This window comes from Alicyclobacillus sp. ALC3, assembly GCF_028751195.1.
In the GTDB taxonomy this organism is placed as follows: domain Bacteria; phylum Bacillota; class Bacilli; order Alicyclobacillales; family Alicyclobacillaceae; genus Alicyclobacillus_L.
On the sequence record NZ_CP066784.1, the window covers coordinates 3038386 to 3062232 of the forward strand.

Annotated in this window: 23 protein-coding genes and 1 pseudogene; 20 read left to right on the forward strand and 4 right to left on the reverse strand. The window is 53.6% G+C overall.

Features of this window, described 5'->3' with window-relative positions:
• The first annotated feature begins 194 nt into the window (after window positions 1-194).
• From JC200_RS13975 to JC200_RS13990, 4 genes are all read left to right on the forward strand, one after another.
• A complete protein-coding gene (locus JC200_RS13975; RefSeq protein WP_274432296.1) occupies window positions 195-656 on the forward strand; it encodes a DUF2231 domain-containing protein in 462 nt (153 codons plus the stop codon).
• A 27-nt stretch (window positions 657-683) separates the two neighbouring features.
• Window positions 684-1676, forward strand: a complete 993-nt coding sequence (locus JC200_RS13980) for a COX15/CtaA family protein (protein WP_274432297.1) — start codon at window positions 684-686, stop codon at window positions 1674-1676.
• 402 nt (window positions 1677-2078) lie between these two features.
• Complete coding sequence (locus JC200_RS13985) at window positions 2079-2843, forward strand: enoyl-CoA hydratase/isomerase family protein (RefSeq protein WP_274432298.1); 765 nt, start codon at window positions 2079-2081, stop codon at window positions 2841-2843.
• Window positions 2844-2874: 31 nt separating this feature from the next.
• The gene (locus JC200_RS13990; protein WP_274432299.1) at window positions 2875-3693 is read left to right on the forward strand and encodes a hypothetical protein; all 819 of its coding nucleotides are present in this window, start codon (window positions 2875-2877) and stop codon (window positions 3691-3693) included.
• A gap of 12 nt (window positions 3694-3705) precedes the next feature.
• Here the strand turns inward: JC200_RS13990 and JC200_RS13995 are convergent, their stop codons facing one another.
• Window positions 3706-4242 carry an NADPH-dependent FMN reductase gene (locus tag JC200_RS13995; protein WP_274432300.1) on the reverse strand — a complete coding sequence of 179 codons (537 nt, stop codon included), beginning with the start codon at window positions 4240-4242 and terminating at the stop codon, window positions 3706-3708.
• 156 nt (window positions 4243-4398) lie between these two features.
• Between JC200_RS13995 and JC200_RS14000 the strand changes: the two genes are divergently transcribed.
• The 5 genes from JC200_RS14000 to JC200_RS14020 all read left to right on the forward strand — a co-directional run bounded on the left by JC200_RS14000 (window position 4399) and on the right by JC200_RS14020 (window position 9191).
• Entirely contained in the window at window positions 4399-5340 is a 942-nt protein-coding gene (locus tag JC200_RS14000; protein ID WP_274432301.1) for a fumarylacetoacetate hydrolase family protein, read from the forward strand.
• A gap of 39 nt (window positions 5341-5379) precedes the next feature.
• A complete protein-coding gene (locus JC200_RS14005; protein ID WP_274432302.1) occupies window positions 5380-6255 on the forward strand; it encodes a VOC family protein in 876 nt (291 codons plus the stop codon).
• Window positions 6256-6286: 31 nt separating this feature from the next.
• Window positions 6287-7657, forward strand: a complete 1371-nt coding sequence (locus JC200_RS14010) for an amidohydrolase family protein (RefSeq protein WP_274432303.1) — start codon at window positions 6287-6289, stop codon at window positions 7655-7657.
• Window positions 7658-7721: 64 nt separating this feature from the next.
• Window positions 7722-8450 (forward strand): FadR/GntR family transcriptional regulator, encoded by a 729-nt coding sequence (locus JC200_RS14015; protein WP_274432304.1) that lies wholly within the window; start codon window positions 7722-7724, stop codon window positions 8448-8450.
• A gap of 45 nt (window positions 8451-8495) precedes the next feature.
• On the forward strand, window positions 8496-9191 hold the full coding sequence (locus tag JC200_RS14020) for an alpha/beta fold hydrolase (RefSeq protein WP_274432305.1): 696 nt from the start codon (window positions 8496-8498) through the stop codon (window positions 9189-9191).
• Between the two features lie 15 nt (window positions 9192-9206).
• Here JC200_RS14020 and JC200_RS14025 read toward each other — a convergent pair whose 3' ends face one another.
• Window positions 9207-9500, reverse strand: a complete 294-nt coding sequence (locus JC200_RS14025; protein WP_274432306.1) for a hypothetical protein — start codon at window positions 9498-9500, stop codon at window positions 9207-9209.
• Between the two features lie 304 nt (window positions 9501-9804).
• Between JC200_RS14025 and JC200_RS14030 the strand changes: the two genes are divergently transcribed.
• A complete protein-coding gene (locus JC200_RS14030) occupies window positions 9805-11046 on the forward strand; it encodes an MFS transporter (protein WP_274432307.1) in 1242 nt (413 codons plus the stop codon).
• Window positions 11047-11167: 121 nt separating this feature from the next.
• Here JC200_RS14030 and JC200_RS14035 read toward each other — a convergent pair whose 3' ends face one another.
• Complete coding sequence (locus tag JC200_RS14035; RefSeq protein WP_274432308.1) at window positions 11168-12499, reverse strand: hypothetical protein; 1332 nt, start codon at window positions 12497-12499, stop codon at window positions 11168-11170.
• Between the two features lie 168 nt (window positions 12500-12667).
• Here JC200_RS14035 and JC200_RS14040 point away from each other — a divergent pair, with 168 nt between their 5' ends.
• The 10 genes and pseudogenes from JC200_RS14040 to JC200_RS14085 all read left to right on the forward strand — a co-directional run bounded on the left by JC200_RS14040 (window position 12668) and on the right by JC200_RS14085 (window position 22382).
• Complete coding sequence (locus JC200_RS14040; protein WP_274432309.1) at window positions 12668-12901, forward strand: hypothetical protein; 234 nt, start codon at window positions 12668-12670, stop codon at window positions 12899-12901.
• Between the two features lie 70 nt (window positions 12902-12971).
• The gene (locus tag JC200_RS14045; RefSeq protein ID WP_443111822.1) at window positions 12972-15224 is read left to right on the forward strand and encodes an RHS repeat-associated core domain-containing protein; all 2253 of its coding nucleotides are present in this window, start codon (window positions 12972-12974) and stop codon (window positions 15222-15224) included.
• A gap of 22 nt (window positions 15225-15246) precedes the next feature.
• Complete coding sequence (locus JC200_RS14050) at window positions 15247-15675, forward strand: immunity 26/phosphotriesterase HocA family protein (protein WP_274432311.1); 429 nt, start codon at window positions 15247-15249, stop codon at window positions 15673-15675.
• Window positions 15676-15818: 143 nt separating this feature from the next.
• Window positions 15819-16010: pseudogene (locus tag JC200_RS14055) on the forward strand (recombinase family protein); the annotation flags it as partial.
• Window positions 16011-16233: 223 nt separating this feature from the next.
• Window positions 16234-17460, forward strand: a complete 1227-nt coding sequence (locus JC200_RS14060; protein WP_274432312.1) for a HEAT repeat domain-containing protein — start codon at window positions 16234-16236, stop codon at window positions 17458-17460.
• Between the two features lie 400 nt (window positions 17461-17860).
• Window positions 17861-18256 (forward strand): DsrE/DsrF/DrsH-like family protein, encoded by a 396-nt coding sequence (locus JC200_RS14065; RefSeq protein ID WP_274432313.1) that lies wholly within the window; start codon window positions 17861-17863, stop codon window positions 18254-18256.
• Window positions 18257-18279: 23 nt separating this feature from the next.
• Entirely contained in the window at window positions 18280-18888 is a 609-nt protein-coding gene (locus JC200_RS14070) for a sulfurtransferase TusA family protein (protein ID WP_274432314.1), read from the forward strand.
• A gap of 165 nt (window positions 18889-19053) precedes the next feature.
• Window positions 19054-19842: a sulfite exporter TauE/SafE family protein gene (locus JC200_RS14075; protein WP_274432315.1), complete on the forward strand. Its 789-nt coding sequence runs from the start codon at window positions 19054-19056 to the stop codon at window positions 19840-19842.
• Window positions 19843-19961: 119 nt separating this feature from the next.
• Window positions 19962-21077, forward strand: coding sequence for a pyridoxal-phosphate-dependent aminotransferase family protein (locus JC200_RS14080; RefSeq protein ID WP_274432316.1), 1116 nt, complete (start codon window positions 19962-19964; stop codon window positions 21075-21077).
• A 57-nt stretch (window positions 21078-21134) separates the two neighbouring features.
• The gene (locus JC200_RS14085) at window positions 21135-22382 is read left to right on the forward strand and encodes an MFS transporter (protein ID WP_274432317.1); all 1248 of its coding nucleotides are present in this window, start codon (window positions 21135-21137) and stop codon (window positions 22380-22382) included.
• 57 nt (window positions 22383-22439) lie between these two features.
• Here JC200_RS14085 and JC200_RS14090 read toward each other — a convergent pair whose 3' ends face one another.
• Window positions 22440-23723: a glycosyl hydrolase family 18 protein gene (locus tag JC200_RS14090; RefSeq protein WP_274432318.1), complete on the reverse strand. Its 1284-nt coding sequence runs from the start codon at window positions 23721-23723 to the stop codon at window positions 22440-22442.
• Between the last annotated feature and the right edge of the window lie 124 nt (window positions 23724-23847).

Genomic DNA, 23847 nt, shown 5'->3' on the forward strand with positions numbered 1-23847 from the left:
GCCTTGGCACGTCCACGGGTGTGCAGCTGGTTTAAGAGATGCAAGATTGAATGAACTGAGTGAAGGGCGTACGAGTCAGTTAATATGGCAACGCAATCGTCTGTGTTTGAGAGAATGCCGAACGGGTCGCTGTTTGAGGGCAGTCTGTCATCAGAGCAACCTTTGTTTCGAGTGACCGAGGAGGAAGAAGTAAAATGAATCTTAGCTGGCTCTATCACATGTTCCCCCCTACCATTCATCCGATGGTCATTCACTTCACCATATCGATCATCTATTTAGCTGGACTGTTTGGTTTGGTAGGGTTGTTTCGGCGTCGGGAAAAGTTTTGGGTAAAAGCGTTCGTGCTTTTCCTGTTTTTAGGTATTGTAGCGACAATCGCCGCCGGAGTTGCAGGTGTCATCAGTGAATCTTACGACACGATACCTCGCGCTGTGATGCCTATGCTCCAAGCGCATAAGCACGATGGTGAAGTGACCGGCGTGTTTGTTGTCCTTGCTCTGTTCGCTCAGATATTCTTCGGACGCGTACAAAAGGTCTCCTGGATTGGTTGGTTGCTTTCCATGGTTGCAGTGATACTCGTCACGATTACCGGTCACCTCGGCGGTACTATGGTGTATCAGCACGGACTCGGTGTACTGCACGTCACTAGAAAGTAGGACTGAATACCTATGAAGGGGGTAGCAATGATAAAACTGTCATCCACATGGTACAGAGTGACACTCATACTTTCGATCCTGACCTTGATTGGACTATTTGCTGTGAACATTGTTGGGTTTGTAGATACAGAGACGGGTTCAGCTCTGGGGTGCGGGCATGATTGGCCGCTTTGTAACGGTGCCGTTATACCGCACGCGTGGGGTATAAAGACGCTGATCGAATTCACCCACCGGGCATTGGTCGGGGTGGTGACCGTTCTGTTGTTAGGGACGTCGGGACTTGCGTGGCGGCTGTATCGATACTGGCCGGAGGTCAAGGCAACAATCGCGATTGCAGTAGGATTTGTGTTTGTTCAGGCAGGCCTTGGTGCGTTGGGGGTCATCTATGGTGATCCAGCGTGGTTTTTGGCCTTTCATTTCGGCTGCTCATTGTTAGCCTTTGTCGGTGTGTTGCTGCTCGTTGTTGTTCTGCTTCAAATTGGCCGCTCACTTCGTGACAACAACGCCCGTGATGAGGCCGGTGCCATCCGGTTGCGTCAACCGGTCCGCAAGGGTCCATTCACCCGTGCGGTCTGGTTTACCTTAGTCTACATGTATGTCGCAATGTACTACGGCGCATTTGTATCGAGTACGGGTGATGGCTCTGGCTTTCGCGGTTGGCCATTACCCACCGAAGTGCATTCGGGCTCAGTCTTTTTGGTGGACATTGTGCATCGGGCCGTGGCTTTGGGACTCGCGGGTTTGATTGTCTATCTGTGGGTGCAAGCGAGTCGTATGCGAAAGGAGCACCCTGACCTGTATGTAGGGAGCTGGCTCACGTTGGTCTTTGTGATTTTGGTCGCGCTTAGCGGTGCTACCCTAATCTGGACAAATCATACGGCGCTGTGGGCATTCTTGTTGCACGTGAGCATGGTTACAGGTTTGTTTGGTAGCCTTTCGTATCTTGGGTTGCAAATCATCCCATCATCAAGTGTACGCATCCCGCAGTCTCTTAAGCGTCTTGAGGAAATCTCTCTGTGAGAGATTTACGAGGTAGTGTGCTGCTATCGCGTTGTCATCTGCGGCAATTCAAGGGCGTTTCGAGAATCAAGCTCCACTATAAACCCGTACAATTGCGACGACCCTAAACACCCTCACCGGAGTTCAATGACCACACCATTGGAGTGTGGAATGACAGGAACATTGAAAGGATGTGATGACAATGGTGTCCCAGGAACTTTACAACCTCCTCAACCCCATTGGCGCAATTCTTCTGTGCTTATTCGCAGCGATTGGTCTCCTGGTATGGGAGAGCCATTGAATCATATACTGAGTTGTGCGGCGAAACAAACAACACGGAAAATTAAATAATATGATATGATAATCGCAGGAAAAGTCATCGCGATTGGCTGACGATCTGTGAGTCTGCCTAGGAGGTGCAGGATGAAAGTCGTTGTTGAACGATTCAACGAACAAGGGACACTGCGCCTGCAACTGGCTGGCCCCATGTGTGTCATAACGATAGACCGACCTCATCGCAGAAATGCACTGACGCAGAATATGTGGCAGACCATTGGTGACTGGGTGCAAAACCTCCCTGTGAAGACGCGGTTCCTGGTTCTCCGCGGCGCTGGTGCTGAGTTTACAGCTGGCAGCGATATTATCGAGTTTTCGACGCTCAGCGCCGAGGGTGCAAATGCCGCGTTTGAGACGATGGAGAGCGCAATTCGTCGCATTGAAGACTTGTCGCTGCCGACCATTGCCTCCATCAATGGACCAGCGTACGGGGCTGGCTTTGTGCTTGCGCTCGCTTGCGATATTCGCATCGGAACAGAACGAGCCAAGTTCGGGATGCCTGTGGGGAAACTCGGGATTACCTTACAAGAGCCGTTTCTGCGCAGGTTAGTCGGGACGATTGGGCCGAGCCGGACCAAGGACCTCGTATACACAGCGCGCTCTTTCGATGCCGAGCAAGCCCTCCAGTCTGGCTTGCTCAACTACCTGTGCCCGGTTGAGAGCCTAAGTTCGGAGACGATCGCGATCTGTCGGAAGATGGCGTTGCAGTCGCGGGCCTCGTTACTGGCGGTGAAACACAATGTGAAGGCGCTGACATCGGGCAACGCGAGCGAGTCTGGCTCGTGGGTGGACAGCACAGACTTTCGTGAAGGTGTGCAGGCGTTTCGCGAGAAACGCCGGGCACGGTTCTGACAGCGCAATGGGTGGTAACAGCGGTGCCCCAATGAAGGTGTACGGACTGGTTGGCCGCAGCGGCAGCGGGAAGAGTTATCACGCGCTCGACATTGCGCGGGACCTGGATGTGACGTGTATCCTTGACGATGGTCTGTTGATTTTCAACGGGGGGATTGCGGCAGGTTTCTCCGCCAAGTTCGAGCCCAACCGAATCGCGGCAGTGCGCCGTGCTGTTTTTCACGACGCTCTGCACAGGGCACAGGTACAACACGTTTTGCAGCAGATCGATCCCGCTGCTTGTCTGATTCTTGGTACATCGCGCAACATGGTGCTGCAGATTTGCCAAGCTCTCGGGCTTTCTTCCATGCAGGTTTCCTGGTTAGAGTTCGAGGACTTGGTCAGTCTGGAGAGCATCCAATACGCGTCGTCAAAACGCAATCAGGGGATGCACTCTGTCCCTGTGCGTCAGACGCAAATCAAAGGGTCTGGCCCGCTTGTGTCGTACATGGAGCGAATGTTACACAAGCTGCGGGTCCCGGTGTCAGGCACGGTCTCAGAAACAACCCCAATTGTGGTGCGCCCCATCTTTGCAAGTGGCAGTGTCTTCATCAGCAAACGGGCGGTGCGACAGTGCATCGAACTGTTCATGCGGCACGATACACAGAACTTGCGGCTGAAAAGCCTGCACTTGTCGGCGGATGACGCGAAGTTTCAACTGCTCGTGCATGCCAAGTGGCAGCCGGACATACGCGCGGCTGCGCTGCAAGTACATCAGCGACTGGCGACTTACCTGCGTGAATCACTCGGCTTACCATACCCGCACATTGACATCCAGATTGTATCGCTCGACCCCCCGGAATCTCGCTGATACCCGTCGATACTAGATGAAGGCGAGAAACTTTTCAACGACGCTGTCGAGAAAAGCCAGAGTGGCTGGGTCCGTCAGTCGACCCGAAACGTCGAACTTCTGCTCTGCAAACGTGACCAATACTTCGTTTCCCCCGGGTGGCAGCGTTCTGCAGGAGAGTCCAGGCGCGCTGAGAACCTGGCGCAAATGTAACTGCGCACGCAGGGTGCCAATCATTCCGGTCGACGCCCCGACGATGAGGGCGGGCTTGTTGACGAGGACCAGTTCTCCGCGCGACGCCCAGTCCAGTGCGTTCTTGAGGATACCAGGAATGGACCAGTTGAATTCTGGTGTAGCCATCACGATGGCGTCTGCCATGCGTAGGTGACCTTTGAACTGTTGCACAACTTCCGGTGGATTTAGTTCTTGGTCTTGATTGAAGTAGGGTAGTTGCGCCATGCTTAATTGCTTTAGTTGAAATTTATCACGGTAGCGTTCGTCCATCGTGTCGATCAGAGCTTGGTTGTACGATTTGGATCGCAAACTGCCGTTTAACACTGCAAACTCCATCCGCGCACCCTCCAAACTGTTTGGTATTATGGTATGATGATTGCGATGATAGCGCTGTCAGCCGACAACATCAAGTCTTGATTTATAAATCATTTGATATTATTATTTAAATTAGACCAAATTATTTGTCAACTAGAGTGGAGAGGGGCTACAAACTTGGGCATTCAGGTTGTACGTTTTCGGGATTCGCAGGGGATTCGTTGGGGCACTGTGGCGGGCGATGAAATTCACGTCATTCCGGGTGGCTACCCCACGTTGGCGGATATGCTCGCAAGCCGCGGTCAGGTGACGTGGTCTGGAGACGAGACGGTGAAGCGTACCGACGTCACTTGGCTGAGTCCGGTGACTGTACCATCGCGCATTGTCTGTCAGGGTGCGAACTACTCCAGTCACCGAGCTGAAGCCGGATTCGAGCCGCAGCGCCCGGATTTCAACCTGATCTTCATGAAGGCAGACAGTTCGCTCACTGGAGCCGAAAGCGAGATTGTCCGACCCGAAGGTGTGAGGCTTCTCGATTACGAGGTTGAAGTCGGGCTGGTCATTAAGAGCCCACTCACAAAACGCACGGTCGTCACGGCGGAAAATTTCCTTGAGTATGTAGCTGGCATCGTGATCGCGAACGACGTGTCTGCCCGCGATGTGCAGCTTCTCGAAGGTCAATGGCTAAAAGGAAAGAGTTTCCGGACATTTTGTCCGACCGGGCCGTATCTCTACCTGTTTGACGAGGGAGAGGCCGCCGTGGTCCACAACCTCGAGTTGAAACTGTTTGTAAACGGTGAACTCCGTCAATCCGCGCACACTAGTCAGCTTCTGTTTAAACCGGAGGAGACACTGACGGAGCTGTCCGGAGTCATGGACCTTGCGCCTGGCGACTTGATTCTGACTGGCACACCGGGCGGTGTGGCACTCAATCTCAAACCAGATGAACTCTCTGTCCTATCGAATTCGACAGTTGCGTACGCAGAGAAGGAGGGCGTACTGCTGTCTAGTCAGAGCAAGCGGACGCAGTATCTGTCAGCCGGCGACGAGGTGGTGTGTGAGGTCAAGACCCTAGATGGTCGTGTCGACCTCGGTGTGCAGCGCAATCGGGTTGTGTAAGAGGGAGACAGTAGTGACTGCGAATGAGAGGGTGAGAGCATGGTTCAGGTTTTTCGCTTAGGTTATGTGCACTTTGGCACACCGAATTTAGCGCGGATGGTGAAGTACTACTCAGATGTACTGGGCTTTTCGGTTACTCATCAGGATGCTAGCAGCGCTTATGTAAGCACTTCCATTGACCACCACAACGTCGTGCTGACAGCGGACGAGCAGCCTGGTATCAAAGGGTTTGGATTGCAACTGAGGCCCGGCATTTCGGTTGCGGCTGCAGCTGCTGAACTCGAGGGCGCGGGTATTCCTGCGACGGTCCGAACGAATGTTCTGCGTGGCATCACAGAACTCGTTGAGTTTACGGACATCGATGGCTATACCGTTCACTTGTTTCCGGAGATGCAAGTGGTGGAACACGGGTTCAAGGCGCAGGGGGTAGCCCCGAACAAAGTCGGGCACCTGTCTGTGCGCGTGAAAGACGCAGAGCGGTCGGTCGAGTATTACAAGCAGTTTGGCTTTATCAACACGGACTGGATTGAGGACTTTTTCGGCTTTATGACCTGCAACCGAGACCATCACGTATTGAATTTCTGCACGTCCGACCGCAAAGAGATGCACCACCTAGCGCTCGAACTCCGGGACTATAGCCACCTCATCCGGTCCATGGACGAACTAAGCCGCAACGGCATCCCCATTCTCTGGGGACCGTCTCGTCACGGTGCGGGCCACAACATCGCGACCTACCACCGGGATCCGGATGGAAATATGATTGAACTCTTCACCGATGCAGACATCTACGTCCCAGAGCTTGGCATGTTTGAACCGCGGCCCTGGCATGAGAACTTCCCGCAAAAACCACGTGTGTGGGGAACCGACGAGTGCATTACGCGTTGGGGAACAGCCTTTGAGCAGTCGCTGGTGTAGGCACTGACAGTAGGAAAGGGAGAGGATTAGGATGGGGCAGCGGATGCTGATTCAAAACGGGTGCGTCTTGACGATGGACCCGTCGCTCGGGAACTTTGCGAGCGCAGATGTGTTGATCGAAGACGGAATCATCGCGCAGGTTGGTCCAAACATCGAGGTGGGTGCGGAGTGTGCGGTTGTCGATGCCAAAGGCATGATTGTCATCCCGGGATTTGTGGACACGCACAGACACGTCTGGGAAGCGGTCATCCGCAACGCTGGCGCCGACTGGACGTTACCGACGTATCTGAACCACCTGTACTTTGGCGGGCTCGGTGGTACACTTCGGCCACAAGACGTCTACATTGGCAATTTGCTCGGCGCGCTCGAAGCGCTGGACGCAGGCATCACGACACTGCTCGACTGGTCGATGATCAATTCTCCCGAACACGCCGACGAAATGGTCCGAGGTCTTCAAGAGGCTGGTATTCGCGCTGTTTTTGCCTATGGCACACCCCTTCTCAATGCGGGCGACTTCTGGCACCGGGAGAGCACGCTCAAGCAGTCGGATGACTGTGTTCGACTGAAGAAGCAGTACTTCTCCTCAGACGATCAACTACTTACACTGGGTCTCGCCATCCGTGGCCCTGAGTTTTCGTCTTGGGAAGCTACTGTGCACGACATTGAGCTCGCACGCGAACTTGGAGCGGTGTGCTCGATGCATGTCGGCTTCGGGTCATGGGGGTCGGCAGACCGATCGATTGAACGCATGAATAACGCCGGTTTGCTCGGACCGGACCTTAACCTTGTACACGTCAATTCCATCAGCGACGAGGAGTACAAGATGATTGCGGACACTGGAGCCTCGGTGTCAGTGACACCGGAAGTCGAGATGATGATGGGACACGGTTATCCGCTGACCGGTAAACTGACGAAGCACGGGGGCCGGCCAACGCTTGGCATTGATGTCGTCACATCCACAGGTGGCGATATGTTCGCGCAGATGAAGTTTATGATTCAGGCGGAGCGCTCGCGTATCAATGAGACCGTTCTGCGGCGTGGTGAGATGCCGGAACGCCTGCCTCTGAGCGCGCGCGATGTGCTTGAGTTCGCAACCATCGATGGCGCGAAAGCGCTTCAGTTGGGCGGCAAAGTGGGGTCACTTTCGCTAGGAAAGCAGGCGGATGTCGTGCTCATCCGGGCGACAGACATCAACCTCAGTCCGGTCAATGACCCAATTGGCGCGGTGGTTCTGAGCGCGCACACAGGCAATGTAGACTCTGTGTTTGTTGCGGGTAAGGCTGTCAAGCGCAACGGTCGATTGCTTGACATTGACCTCGACCGAATTCGCAGCCTCGCTTCAAGCTCACGCGACTACATCTTTAGTCAGTATGGTGTGCCGGATGGGGCTTGGCCGTTGTAAATTGACAACACTTCACTTGCATATAATATGAGTAATTGTGGATATCTCAACTAAGAGAAGGGCAATGCAGATGCGATCGCAAAACCTGAGCGAACAGCTCATGAACGAGATTGGCCAGCAAATCGTAGGGGGAGAACTAACGTCCGGTGACGCTCTCCCCCCAGTCGAACTCCTCAGCAAGCAAATGGGCGTCAGTCGAACGGTTACGCGCGAGGCGTACAAAGGACTCGAGGCGCGTAAGCTCATCGGCTCGCAGCCGAAAGTTGGCACCACCGTGCGACCAGTTGTGGAGTGGCAGTGGTGGGACATTGATGTCTTGCGCTGGGCACTCGATGGTAAACCCAACCGCAAAGTGCTGCGGGAACTGATGGAGATACGCCGAGCAATCGAACCGGCCGCAGTTCAACTTGCAGCGCACAACGCCACGAGTGAAGACATCAAGGCCATCCAGCAGCGTTTTGCGCAACTCCAGTACGCTGTCGGAAATGTGTCGGAATGGGTGGGGGCAGACTACGAATTCCACAACTGTATACTGCTCGCGTCGCACAACAACCTCATGGTGACCTTGGTGCAGACACTTCGCAGCGCGCTAGAGTATAGCCGCATGGCAACGATGTCTGTGCTGAAAAACAAACCAGGCCGGGCTGACCACCCGCCTCTTCAAGTTGCGCTAGAACGGCACAAGGCGGTTATGGATGCTATCTTGTATCGCGACGGAGAGTTAGCGCGCGACAGAATGCAGGAACTGCTGTCGATGGTTTCGACACTGCTCGACGACGCTGACGAGGTGTAGCAGGACCTCGCAGCAGAACGCGACAGACCAATTTGGGGTGAATACATGCACCATCCGTCGAAATTCCTACTGCTGCACGGCGCTGGTGGGACTCGCAGTAAGTGGAGACGCCTGCTGCAGACAGAAGTGGGCTCCGAGTGCATCGCAGTGGATTTGCCAGGGCACGGCTCGAACCATGGGCTCGTTCCGAAGACCATTTCAGACTACGCGGCCATCATTTCGAGTGACTTGGCGGAGGACGTTGTGGTCGTCGGACACTCGATGGGCGGGCTCATTGGGATTGAGTTGGCAGCAATGAACCCGCACGTCCGTGGTCTGGTCCTTGTCGCTAGCCACGCACGATTGCCGGTCGGAGAGAGCGTCCTGACTGCTCTTCAGCAGGGCGAATTCCCGGACGGGCTATTCTACGCTTCCTATGCGAAGTCTGTCGATCCTGGTTTGCTTGAAGAAGAGCGCGGTGAGTTGGGCCTCGTCTCGAGTGCGACTGCGCATACAGACTTTGCGGCGTGCCACGCGTACGATGGGGAACTTACGTTCTCTCGGCTCGACATTCCGATTTTGGCTGTGTATGGAGCGCAGGACCGGCTTCTGCCGAAGGACGCTAAGACGCGACTGCAGACGTTGAACACTCACGTCATGGCCCGGGACATCCCTCAGTGCGGTCACTACATCATGCTCGAACGGCCAGAGGAGCTTGCAGACGCACTCCAGAGCTTTGGCGGAGCCCGCAGATCGCGATGATCTGCGGGTTATTTTTTAGAATCCGTGTCGTGGATCGTTGACGAAGTCGATCGATCCACACTGCGGGCACACAAATACGTGGACGGCAACATTTCGCTCCATGGCGGTGTTCAGAAATTCCTCATCACGTCCACCGAGCAGCAGGTCGGTGACAAAACCGCTCCCCCGGCTCAACCCGCCGGTACGAATTGCGTGGGCGCCATGATACTGCATTGCGTCTTGGCATCGTGGGCAAACGTGATCGCCACTATACTGTCCGTCCTGGCTCACGCCTTCCGCAGCACGACGCAGGGAATCAAAGAATCCCATGAATAAACCCCCTCAACATTCACGGCTGGTCTTGTTCATTGTGAGAGTGCCGTAGTTGTGTTCATTTTACTCGTTCTTCTCTTACTTGGGGCGTCCAAATTCCCGACAAACTCATCAGCAAAATGACCTGACTAGAGTTTGACGTGAGTGGTACGATGAACGGGTAGAACACCAGCCTTCCAAGTTGGTTGTGTGGGTTCCATCCCATCACCCGCACGAACTGCGCACATTCGAACCGTCTCGATATACGCGAGGCGGTTCGTGTTGTTTGGCAACTAGAAAGAACGAGAGGGGTGTACTGCGGATGAGTCGTACCCCAATGCACCCCATTGCTCGGAGACTCATTTGGATTCGCGGTCTTCGGAGCATTGGGCAGGGAGCGATGGTCGTTGACATCACGCTGTATTTGCGTGCCCTCCACTGGAGTGGCGCTTCGATTGGTGGAGTCACAACAGTCGCTGGTCTGGTTGGAGCAGCACTGATTTTGGCGGTTGGTGTTCTGAGCGATCGAATCGGACGCAAACCTTTCCTGCTTATTTATGAGGCTCTAACGATTATGGCTGCAGTTGCAGCGTGTTTTACGAGCCATGCCATGATTTTAATTCTCGCTATTGTGATCGCGGGATTTGGCAGAGGACAAAGTGGTGCGGCGGGTCCATTCAGTCCCGCCGAGCAAGCATGGTTAGCCCGAGTCGTTGGAAGGTCAGAGCGCGGACGCGTGTTTAGTTTGAACAACGCCGTGGGATTTATCGGAATGGCGTTTGGCTCCCTCTTGGGCGGCATGCCAGACTTGGTCCATGGTCCGACGCCGCTCACTGATTACAGGCCGGTGTTTGTGGTGGTGGCAGTTCTGTCGGTGGCGTGTGCTACCGTGATTGCATTTATGCAAGAAGAGCGAACTGCACCAATAGAGCAACCGCAACGAACCAATTTGAATCCAAAGGTAAGCGACGATGACAGCCAGATTCTCCGCAGAGAGAATCGTTCTATGATGAAACTGGCAGCTGTCAATGCTATCAACGGTCTGGCTATCGGACTAACCGGACCGATGATGGCGTACTGGTTTAGCTTGCGCTATGGAGTCAGTACGAGTGCGATTGGAATTACTCTGTCTATTGGGTTTCTTGCGACGGGATTGTTCTCCATTGTCAACGGCATGATGGCAACCAGGATTGGCATGGTGAAATCCGTGACATGGATGCGAGTCATTGGCTCTCTGATGATGCTGACATTGCCCTGGATGCCGAACTTTGCACTGGCTTCCGCGTTATACATCATGCGCAATGCAGTGAATCGCGGTACACAAGGGAACCGTACAGCACTCAGCGCAAGCCTTACCCGGGACAACCGGCGAGGGTTTGCAACGAGCGTAAATGCCCTCTCAATGCGTCTGCCTTCCGCAGTCGGACCCACGGTCAGTGGCTACTTGTTTGATATGAATGAACTTGCCCTGCCATTAATTTTAACTGCGATGTTACAACTGGCAAACGCAGGGTTGTATCAATGGGTCTTTGGCCAGTACGACAAGCAGGAACGCACAGCTTGACGACTTCGACGACGGCCGTTGGGTTGTTGAAATCGCCCTCAAAGTCAGCCGGTTAGTCCGTCTGCTTTGAGGGCGTTGCAGCGACATTCACGCCAGGAGTTGCTCATGCAGGAGTCAACTCTTACCAGCCTTGATATCCTGACAGGTAGCCCGAGCCACCGCTTGTGTAGCCAGATTCACCGTTGCCGTATCCAGAGCCACTGCTTGCGTATCCCGAGCCATCGCTTGCGTAGCCCGAGCCACCGCTTGCGTAGCCCGAGCCATCGCTTGCGTAGCCCGAGCCACCGCTTGCGTAGCCCGAGCCACCGCTTGCGTAGCCAGATTCACCGTTGCCGTAGCCAGACCCGCTGTATGACGGTGAGTTCCCCGCTACTTCTTGGTACACTCCGGAACTCGTTTGAACGGTCTGTGTAGAAAAAGACCGATTGCCGCTACCGAGATTTGATGGGGCGACCAAGATGTTGCCGTAGCCGCCCACCATCGCGACGGGGGCCACCTGGTTTGCGCTCGCGCCCAGCGCACTACCGTTTACGGTCGCACCTGTGTAATGAACCGTCCCCATGTTCGCGAGCGGGTACAGGTTATTGTTGACTCCAGAGGGGTCCTCGCTGATCCACTCAGCACTGGTTCCAATTCCCTGTGCGTACGCAGAGGAAAGCGATACTGGGACCGTCTTCGTCTTGACCGAACCGGACGGAGTCCTGGCCGTTACAGTCAGTAACCACGTGTTCCCTGTTGACTTCGAGATGTTCGCGTGGACAGTTGATCCCGCAGGGACTGTCAAGATGTTTGTCGCCGCGTTCGGGAGCTTCTCCCAAAACACGTGCGCGACAGCCTGACCGTTCTGGTAGTCCTCAATTGTGCCCATCTGCAAGAGGTCCCTAGTTGTCACGCCGCCAAGGCCAATCCACTGTGCAGCAGCGCTGTTTGCGCTGCCTGAGATGGTCGGTACTGTCCAACTTCCCGAGATGCTTGTGTAGGGGGTGTTGCCAGTCGGTGTGTCGATGTACCCGGCCCAATTCTGTGAAGCTTGAGTATTTGCGGATAGCGGTACGGTTTGGGCGCCGCTCGTGCTGACAGTTGAGGAACCCGAAGCTACTCCGGCTGGCAGTTGCGGGGATTGTGGTACTTGCCCATAGCCGTATCCAGACCCGTAGCCAGAGCCGGAGTCGCCATCACCGTCACTGTATCCTTGAACTCCACCTGTCCCGGCAGATGAACTCGGTACAGTAATCGTGACAGTTGAACCAGGATTCTGTTGCTGAGAAGAAAGGAGTTGCTGGATTTGTTGCCAGATTGCGTTCATCTGACCATTCGACAGCGAGATGTTAGATGCATGGACGGGCTGTGTGCTCGCTAACACACTTGAGTGACCACTGCTCTCTAAGTGCACCACAACGCCGAGCGCAATGGCCGTTGCGGCAAACGCAGATAGTCGGAATTTACGATTCACCTCATCATCTCCTCCACTTGGGAATTCTGATAGGCCTGCAAGTATCATTGCCGTTGTTAACTCTGAACCCAGTATAGGCAACGATGCTTGAAAGACCTTTTAAGACGTCACTTAGGACAAACTTTTTTTGGGTATTCGGATTATCGTACGTACACCATTGGGGGATACGTGAAGGGGCAGGACGCAACGAACAGCTATGTTGAACTCAAATTCCTCAACGCGAATAAGTCCCAAGTTCTCGGTGCAGCCAGTGCACCTGTTCAAAGCGGTACGTTTGGCTGGCAATATCAGACCGCCACATTGAGTGACAAGGCTAGTGTACCATCGGGTACGACGTGGATTATGCCGGAGTTTCTAGCCGCACCTACCACCAGCAACACAAAATCGGACGCCAAGTCTTGATTTGCGGAAATGCGTGTATCCATCGATCCGAACACCAGCACATACGGGTAACGACGCGACGGGGAACTTCATGACTTCGTCAACCGACCCATTGGGCTATCAGACGCAATACGCGTACGATCCGTTCGGAGATCTCACGCAGGTCACTGATCCAAAAGGAAACTCGCTGTCGATGACGTACGATGCCAACCACAACCTGAGCGCGCAAACCTCCACCGCGGATAACTTACAGGTTGGGTACACGTATGACGGAGATGGGAATGTCACTCAGGTGAAAGAAACGTCCAGTAACGGGAGCACGACTTACGCGACCAATACGTCGTCCTACAACAACCTGGACCAACAAGTATCATCTACCGATGCCCTCGGCAAGCAGACGACTTATACGTATGATCCGAACGGAAACCTTTCGAGCATGACGCTTCCCGACGGACATACCGTCTCGACGACGTATGACAACGCCGGTGAGTCGACCGCGGTCAGTGTGGACGGAACCACCGTAAATCAGTTTGACTACAATGCGGCCGGGGACATTACGTCAATCAGTAACAGTAATGGTTCCACGACCTTTGGCCATGACAACAACGGCAACATTACAAGTCAAACGGACAGCACAGGTTCCCAGTCCTTCACGTACAACAAGGACAATGCCCTCACTACGCTAGCGGCGACTGTAGGCAGCACCACGCTTACCACGAATTTCAATTTGGACAGTCAGGATAGTGTGACTTCCATTACAGATGGCAGTGGCAGTCAACTTGCACAGTACAACTACAACGAACAGGGACTAAACGACACGGTCGTCCTTGGAAATGGCCTTAAAGAGGCATTTCGATACGACGGTAATTTGCGCTTGAAATCACTTGTCATCGAGAATAGTGCAAGCGCCGCTGTAGGGGATTACGAATACAGCTACGACGCGGATGGAAACCTGACCAAGGTCGTAAACGGCCAAGATGGCTCGACCATTGCATCCTATGGCTACGATGCGATGAACCGACTAACAACGGAAGTCACGCCGAGCGGAGACACGGTCACGTACACCTACGACCCGATGGGCAATATCTTGTCGAAGGCAGTACAGCCAAGTGGTTCGTCTACGTCGACCACAACGAACTACACGTACAACGCTGACAACCAACTAACCGCGGTGAACAGTCAAGCGTTCACGTATGATGCGAACGGGAACCTGACCAGCAGCGGGAGCGACACCTACAAGTGGAACGAGTTGGGCGAACTGACCGAGGTGGACAACAGTTCCGGAACGCCGATCGCCATATACACTTACGACGCGTTGGGTCGTAGGGTTAGCGAAACCGCTGGTGGGACAACAACGAAGTTCTTCTACCAGAGCGACAGCAACCAGGTGACTTACGAGACCGACGGTAGCGGAAACCTGCTCCAGTCTTACACTTATGGTGCAAACGGCAGTCCGCTGACACTGACTACATGGAGCGGTGGAGCTGGCACGACGTACTACTACCAGGAGAACGGTCATGGCGACGTGGTGGCACTAACTGATACCAGTGGCACCATTGTGGCACAATATACGTATGACGCTTGGGGCAACATCCTCAGTTCCACGGGTACCTTGGCAAGCACGAATCCGTACTTGTACGCAGGTTATCGGTGGGACAGCGCGGTTGGCATGTACTACCTGAACGCCAGGTACTACGCGCCGAGCCTGATGCGGTTCATTAGCCGGGATCCGTTGGGTGGACTTAGTCCGTATGTGTATGCGGATGACAACCCAGTCAAAGAAGTGGACCCTAATGGCACTTGGGCTCTGGATGCAATGTGGCTGGTTTTGGATGTCGCTTCTTTCGCAGCCAACCCGTCATGGGGCGGAGCTGCATGGATTGCCGGGGACCTTGCCTCCTTCGCGGACCCAACGGGGGTAGCATCCACCGCAATTCACGCTGCTAAGATAGCGCGGTCCGCGGACAGACTAGCAGAGACTTATCGAGCAGCGAGCAAGTTCTATGAAGCTACTAAGGGTACGGTAGATGCAGCTCAACAAGGAGAGCATACCGTTTATACTCTACGTGATCCGATAACCAACGATGTAAAATACGTGGGTAGAACGAAGAATCCGATTGCACGAGAAGCGACACACAAAGCCAATAATGAAAAAGCCGGTCTCGTGTTTACGCCAGAATACTCTGGACTGTCGTATCAGCAAGCACGGGGACTTGAACAGATCCTGTTTGAGAATAATGGGGGATTGAGTAATCTTATTAATAGGATTAATCCTATCAGTCCTAAGAATGACAATATCAGTACCTACTTAAATGCTGCAAGGGATTATTTAGGAACACACTAACTGAATTGGATGTGAGGCAACCGTGCCACGAAAACCGAAGTATACAATTGGGGATGTATTCGAATTGGATTTAACCAGTGAAATTAAGGGCTATGGTCGTATTTTGGATATCGAATCACCTTCGATATTTGTCGAATTGTATCGAGTTAAGCGGAATTTCAACTTGGATATCAACAAACTTCTGGATTGCACTGTGTTGTTAATGATCTGGTGCACAGACAATGGCTTCAAGAAGAATGATTGGAAAATAGTTGGTCATGTTCCCGTTGATGGATTCGATATGCCGGACTTTGTGACGAAAGATGCTTTAACCGGGCAATTGAAAATTGTCCGTGGGAACGAAAAAATTGATGCCACCGATGAACTATTGAAACATGCACAACCGTACGGGATTTTTGGACACGAGGCTGTAAGAATAAGATACCTGCACGAGTTGAATTTGCCTGTATAATGCCGCCATTCAATCGAACAGTAACACGAATTTCAATTGCTGTAACTGAAGAGAGCCAGCCTCGTTAAATCGGGGTTCGGCTCTCTTTCTTCGTCTTCACTCGGTCATTTAGTCGTCTTAGTATAGCCACGAGGTGAGACGAAATGACCAAAGCAGTCGGATACATACAGGTGTCAACGCAGGGGCAGGTCCGCGACGGATACAGTCTCTCGCATCAACAGGACGAAATCACCTGCTATTGCGCCGACAATGGCATGGAAATGGTGCAGATTTAGGGAGACAAAGAAATCAGCGGTGCAAAGGTTGACGAAGATGGCCTGACAGTCGAACGTGAAAGCTCGTCTGGGGCACATTAAACTTCAGACACTGGATGGCAGCGCGACCCCAGATCTTGGCCCGCCTACGGCCGAGGACGCACAACTTCACAGCCAGTTCACAAACCAGTATCTAGATTCTGGCCAACCTGCTGTTCCAGATGAAGTAGGCGCTGACCCCGCACCGGGAATTCCGGATATCGGAATACCAATATGGTGAGGGCCGACGGAGGTGACTATAGACATGCAGGACAACGAACGCGAACTGAGGGAAGACATCCGCAAGGCCGGCTTTGACATTGCGGACGATGATGAAATTCGAGATTATGTTTACTATAACCATGAAGTCTTGCCTATTGTCTTACGACATTTCGTTTCAACGCAGGACATGAGCCTGAAGCGTTGGCTTGCAGCGTGTTTAGCGATTAAGGGGTATTCAGACGCCATCGAACCGTTGCTGCAACAGTACCGGGAGTACAATGACGACACACTGAGGTTTTATGCCGGGTGGGCCATTGCGGTCATTGGAGACAAGTCCGTGCTTCCTAAACTGCGGAAGATTTCCCAGGATGAGCGGTATGGAGAGGATCGGGCTTCCGTGATTCGGGCACTAGGCAAGATGCGCGACAAACAGGCGATTCCAATCCTCCTCGACTTACTCGACGATGATAAACTCTGCACAATTGTTCTGTATGCCTTACGACCGATGGCAAAGCCTGAGTTTAAGGATAGGGTGACGCCTCTGCTGCAGCACGACGACAAGATGATTCGTGATTCGGCAAAGAGTTTTCTGGACAAGTTGCGCGCTTCTGAGACTCGTCCGCAGGCATCGAGCAAGGAGGCTGCTTCCAAACCGAGGGTTTCGGACACACAGACGCGTCCGAGAACTGATTGGCGAACCCGTACGGCGAAGTTTTTCCGTGATCTCGGCTTCTATTCGAACTGGGACATGAGCGGTTACGACCTCGGTCGCGAGATCAACAGACGTCATAAGGACGAGTGGGAAACAGCGCTCACCAAGCGGGACGAACATGCCGACCTCCTCTTTCTTGCCTGGGACACGGAGCGCGTGTGGTGGAAGGACACGGAGATGGATGTTGGAGAAGGGAACGACGTCTACATCGACTTGGTACAAGAACTGGCGCACATTTCAAGAGGTACTATCGCCCCGTTTCACATCGAGGAGGAGTGGGACGGCCCGGAGGGGCCTATCCAGGTGCGGTTCACGGTTGGCGACGAGGTGCAGGAATTTCAGCCTGCGTACGAGGGCGACTACGCGGACATGAATCTGCTCGGCACGTTGAATGAAGTGATGGCGCACACAGAGTACAGGTACTACGCGTACTATCCGTTCGACCAAACCCTGTTTGTGGTGGTCTTGACAGAACAAGAACGAGACCGCCTGGCGCAGGAAAGAGGATGGAGCCTCATTCAACCGGTGAAGACGAAGCGGCGCGACGAAGTGAATTGAATCAAACATTGCGGAAATGTTCGTCTTTAGCTGGTTGCATAGGAATAGAGAGCCGAGTCACGTGAACTAGAGATTACTCCCCCCTCCCCCGACAAGGTGCCTACCACTAACATGCCAGGGGTGGGTATCTTGTCTCGAGGTCGGCAGGTCGGCACTGTTTGTGTCGGAAATACCAGGAATAACTGTAACTCGCATTGACAGCCCCTTGGGTGTGTCCGAGTATCGACTAGGTTCCTTTGACTGATGAGGGCTGAAATCGATAAGTATTTCTTATCGAATCAATTCCGATAAAAAATTATACAAATGCTACAACGTGTAATACCGTATAGCAAGAGGCTCAAGAGCATGTTGAACTATTGACCATCACCACACAGAGAAGTACGAACGGAGGGGAGAAGACATGAGTAAACGAGTAGCGATTATCGCATCGCAGGGTGGACTTGAAACGGCGCTGAAAGCTATGAACATTGCTCTAGCCGGAACCGCAACTGACGCCGAGGTGCAAGTCTTTTTCACCTTTGACGGTCTGCGCATCATCCAGAGAGGCGCAGCGGCAGAACTGACTGTGGCTTCGGATAAGCAACACTACATCGAAGGGCTGCAGAGAGCGAATGTACCTCCGATTGGAGAAATGCTTGAGTTGGCACAGGAAAGTGGCGTGAAATTCATTGCCTGTCAGATGACAATGGATGTGCTCGGGCTGACTCAAGAGGACCTGATTGATGGAGTCGTGGTGGCGGGTGCCATGACGTACCTTGATTTTGCCTATGATGCAGATGTCACGTTGACATTTTGAACAATCACATTGGGGGGATAGACATGAGTGCAGAGGTGCAGTACGCGGTTGACAAGACAGTGGACTGTCAAGGTCTGTCTTGCCCGATGCCCATTGTGAAAACGAAGCGGGCGATTGACGAAGTCCTTCCAGGGGAGGTTCTCGAAGTCATTGCAACAGACCCTGGATCTGTCGTTGACATACAGAGTTTTGCAGACCGAACGGGACATGAGTATTTGGGCACGGTTCAGAATGGCAAGACGTATAAGCACTATATACGGCGTGCGGCAGCCAAACAAAGTCATGACGAAAGGCGGCACCCGCACACAGTTTCTCACGATGCACTCTTCGAAAAAGTCTCTGACCTACCGCTTATCGTCGATGTTCGTGAGCACGCGGAATATGCATCTGGACACATTCCAGGTGCGACATCTATCCCGTTAGGACAAATGAAAGACGCCATCCCACAACTTCGGAAACTATCCGAACGGGAGATTTTCGTAGTTTGTCACTCTGGGAACCGCAGTGACACAGCGTGCCAGATTCTGCAGGAACACGGGTTCAAGCGAGTGTTCAATGTGCTTGGAGGCATGCAGAAATGGCAAGGTCCAGTTGTCGCTCACGGCAGTGGCACTGGCAGTCGGGCTCAGTAGGTGGCTGTCTGTCTCTGAGTAAGAACTTCTTGGGGTGGGGGCTTTGATGCGTTTGGGAAACCAACCGATACACGGAGCGATCGGTGCTAGGTTTCCTAAACGACATTTTTTTGCCTCAAATATACCCCGAGTGGTATTTGACGGCTCAATGGAGGAGGTGTTGTCATGCCGCATTTGTCGGCGCTCCAAATTTTGTTGTCCATTGTCTCTGGAGGCATTGTCGGTTTTACATTGGGACTAATCGGTGGAGGCGGCTCAATCCTCGCCGTACCACTATTACTGTACTTGGTGGGTATCCATGACCCTCACGTAGTGATTGGTTCTACTGCGTTGGCGGTTTCGGTTAATGCGTTCATGAACCTCATTCCACACTGGCGAGCGGGTCACATCAGGTGGAAAGCGGCTGTGATGTTTGCAGTCCCTGGAGCTATCGGTGCGTACGTGGGCTCGATTTTTGGCAAGATGGTCAACGACAGCGAAATCCTCTTTCTGTTTGCCATTTTGATGATCATCATTGCGGTTTTGATGTTACGCCAACGACAAGGGGTAGATGAAGTCCCCGACCCGCACGTCAGGCCACTGCGTGTCGTGCCTGTGGGACTGTCTACAGGTGCGGTAGCAGGCTTCTTTGGCATCGGTGGTGGTTTTCTAATCGTTCCTGGTCTGCTCTTCTCGACGGGCATGGGTTTGATTGAGGCCATTGCCAACTCGTTGTTTTCTGTGGGGACGTTCGGTTTGACGACTGCCATATCATACGCCGCTTCTGGATTAGTCGATTGGTTTGTCGTCATCCTCTACATTGTCGGTGGCTTTGCGGGCGGGATTATCGGAGCACGCTTTGCGACAAGAATGTCGCAAAACAAACGCTATCTGCAGATTGTCTTCTCTGCGGTGATCATTTTGGTCGCGTGTTACATGCTGTACAAGAACCCCGCCGCAATACGGATTTTGTGAGGCATGTTTGTCGTAAGTCGAGGTTGTTGCAGACGCCATGAGCGTACGCGACGACCTTTTTCGTTTCATTCATGGGAGACCATTCATGGTACAATGGCACAAGTTGGTTTTCGGAGGAGATGAACGTGTTGCGCATTCAGACTCAGGACCGTGTACTGCTTGGACCTGGCCCGAGCAGTGTGTATCCAGAAGTGCTCAAAGCGATGGCAACACCGTTGGTCGGACACCTTGACCCGTACTTTCTCGAGGTCATGACAGACATGCAGAGCAAACTGCGGCGCGTGTTCCAGACAGAAAACGAGTTGACGCTTGCCATGTCCGGTACTGGCAGCGCCGGCATGGAGACGGTGTTCGTCAACTTGCTAGAACCAGGAGACAAGGTGCTCATCGGAATCTGCGGCGTTTTTGGCGAGCGGATGAAGGATGTGGCGGAGCGATGTGGCGCTGAGGTCATCACCGTCCGTGCGGACTGGGGGGAGTCGATTGCTCCCGAACAGGTGGAGGCGGTGCTGCGGTCCACCAACGGCATCACGGCAGTGGCGCTGGTTCATGCCGAAACTTCGACAGGCGTGCGCCAACCGCTCGAGGAGATCAGCAGACTGACTCACGAGTATGGTGCACTGTTCATCGTTGATGCAGTGACTTCACTCGGCGGGATTCCAGTCGAAATCGACAGACTCGACATTGACGCATGCTATAGCGGCACGCAGAAGTGTTTGGGTGCCCCTCCAGGACTTGCACCGGTAACGCTCAACAATGCGGCGCTCGAGCGCGTTCGGTCGAGAAAGACCAAAGTGCAGAGTTGGTACCTGGACCTTAACATGGTAGCGAACTACTGGGGGCAGGAGCGGTTTTATCACCACACAGCACCGATCTCTATGGTGTTTGCGCTGCATGAGGCGCTGTCGTTGTTGCTCGACGAGGGGTTGGAGAACTCCTTTGCCAGACATGCTCGGAACGGAGAACTGTTGCAACAAGGACTGGAGTCGATGGGACTCGAGTTGTTTGCCGCGCAGGGCTACCGACTTCCGGAACTCACGTCTGTGGTGTTTCCGGACAGGTACGATGAGGGGCAACTGCGCAAACGCCTGCTCGATGAATACAACATTGAAGTTGGGGCAGGGCTTGGCCCACTGAAAGGAAAAGCTTGGCGCATCGGGTTGATGGGACACTCGTCATCGTTGGCGAATGTAACTCTGCTGCTACAGGCGATGACGGAGTTGATGGGCGAGTAACAAGTTTCGGGAACTTCGCACCGTGAAGCTGTCTAGATCAGGGAGAGATTGGTTCAATTGCAAAAGCCATTCGAGCGTGAAGGTTTCCCTGCCCGCGTGGGTCCAGTTCCATTTTTGGGTTTGGCTTTGTTCTCACAAACCGGTATGTCATTTGTTCAGCAAGGCTTAGTCATTATGGGGTCGTTTTTTCTGACGGTGTACGGCCTGAACCTTGCTGAGTTAGGTTTGGTGACCACTGCGCTGTCCCTCGGTGTCGTCGTGAGCATGGTGTTTGCTGGCGCCCTAGTCGACCGTCTCGGTCCGCGGGTGGTTTTGTTTTGGGGGGCTGCCCTGATGGCTGGGCTTAGCCTCCTACTTTTAACGGCGAGGTCTTTTCCGGTTTTGCTGGTGACCTTGTTCCTGGTCGGAATTGCTCTTGCGATTGTCCCTTCAGCAGGTACGAAGGCTGTTTTTACTGCGTTTGCAAACCGCCCTCGTGGATTGGTCATGGGAATTCGACAGACAGGTGTGCCCATCGGAGCGGCGATTTCGGCTTCACTGTTACCCGGCCTCGCAGCCCATTGGGGCCTACATCCGATTTACGGGCTGTTTTCCGTCGAATTATTGATCGCGGGATGGGCGTTTTCAGCTGTGATGCAACCATGGCACGTGACCGAGCGGTCCGCAAACCGAACACGCCTGACTAGGGGGGTGTGGAAACGGTTGCTGCGGCCATTAATGGTTGCATTTCTGATGGTATCTGGTCAGTACATTTTATTGACCTACTCGATTGCCGACCTTCATCGCATTCACCATCTGTCCTTTAGCATGGCGGGGGTGATTTTGGCGGCAAGCCAAATCGGCGGGGGAATCGGTCGTGTTCTACTCGGGCAGATGAGCGATTGGGTCGGCGGTCGGCGCCCCCCGATTATCGCGTCGGCAGCACTCATGGGTGCAACTCTGGCGTTTGTAGCAGGGTTGCTGCCTGGCAACGCGCCGATTTCGGTGCTCTTGCTGGTCTGGACCCTGTTTGGGTTTAGTGCGGTCGGATGGAATGCGTTGGTCCTGACCTGGGCAGCCGAATCCGTGCCGCCCTCGCACAGCGGTTTTGCAATGGGTCTAACGGGCTCGACTGTATTTCTCGGGTCGTCCATCTTTCCACCCATCTTCGGCGTCGTTGTAGATACATCGCATCACATGGCCGCAGGTTGGTGGATGTTGTCTGGGATTTTGCTCGTTGCAGCTGCGTTAGCGTGGTATTCCTCTTTGTCCAAAAGACAGTTCCTTCAACTCGATGACGACTCAAATCGTGACGCTGACGTCTAACTCACAGGTAAGGCGAGGCGCGCTGCGGACACCCCACTGGCAAAAACGGCCTGAACATTAACCTTGCGGCAATTGTGTAATCTGGAAGTTGTCCGCGAGCAACTGATTGAACTGGGCAAAACCCTCGTGTAACTCCCACACAGCCACACCAGCTAGGCGGTGCTTTTGCACGAACTGAAGCTTCATTTGAAGACTACGGGCGTCCTCAAACCACACAACATGTGCTATGCCTTGACTGTCCCAATAGCGAAACGACGGTGTCAAGCTCTGCGGGTCAAACTCTATGGGTATCTGACTTTGCATAGCGAGTTTAACCACAGCGTCTATCGCCAACGTTGCTGTAGCCTCGCCAGCCTGATAAGGCAGTGTCCAGTCGTATCCGTACCGGACAAGTCCGAGTAAGACCTTCTTTCTTGACATCCTTGCCAAAGCATAGCGAATGTTGTCTTCGACGAGCGGTAAGGATGACACGGGGCCTGGCGGGCCGCCCGGCCAAGACCAGTTATAAGACATCAGCATGACATAGTCGGAATGCCGAGCAATAGCTGCGTAATCATAGGCGCGAATCGTGACGCTTTCATAGGGGAGACGGCCGGTGATGGGCATTACACAGACAATGAGTGGGATGCCAAGCGGCTGCAACTGTGTCTTCAATTCGCGAAGAAATTCTACAAACGTGTCTCTGTCCTCAGGGTGTATGCTTTCAAAGTCCATCACGACAGCTTTGTATTTTTTGGCCTGCACGATTCGAAGAACCTCTGACACATACTGCTGGCGGGTGCTTGTGCTTGACAGAAGCACGTGTAGAGCGCCTGGACTAAACTGGTTGTCAACCCAGTTTGAAAATGTAGCAGCGGGTAGGGCCTGCGTATTAGCCAGAGCTGTCAAGGCTGCCGTGTCCTGCGCTCCTACGATGGACCCAGTTGTTGTCATGCCAAACCCGAAGGGGGCAAGGTACGTATAGTAAGGGGCGTTGGCGTAGACATTGGCGGCATCTGTCTGCGGCTGTACCAACTCCAAAAACCCCAAGGCAACCGTGTTCGGGCGTTGAACAGTAGGTAGACTGAGGATTTGACCAGCGTTCACAGTTGCACCCCTAATCTGTGGGTTCCAGGCGAGGAGTTGCTGAACGCTTACCCTATAGCGGTTGGCAATCGTGCCAAGCGTGTCACGGGGCAGGACGACGTACGCCCTTGTTGGAATGGGGATGACCAAGGTTTGCCCGGGCACGATGTTCGTAGATGAAAGCAAGTTCGCCGCGATGACAGACTGATAGGTCAGGCCATACAGCTGTGCTATTCCCCACAACGATTGGCCTGTCTGAACGACATGAATGTACACGATGGCTCCCTCCCGAGAGCAGTATATGAAGGCCTACCGGTTTGGGCGCAGCAATATGAAATGAAAAAATCCCGGATCGATGAGATCCAGGACTTTGTCGCAGATACGACGTATGTTGGCCTTG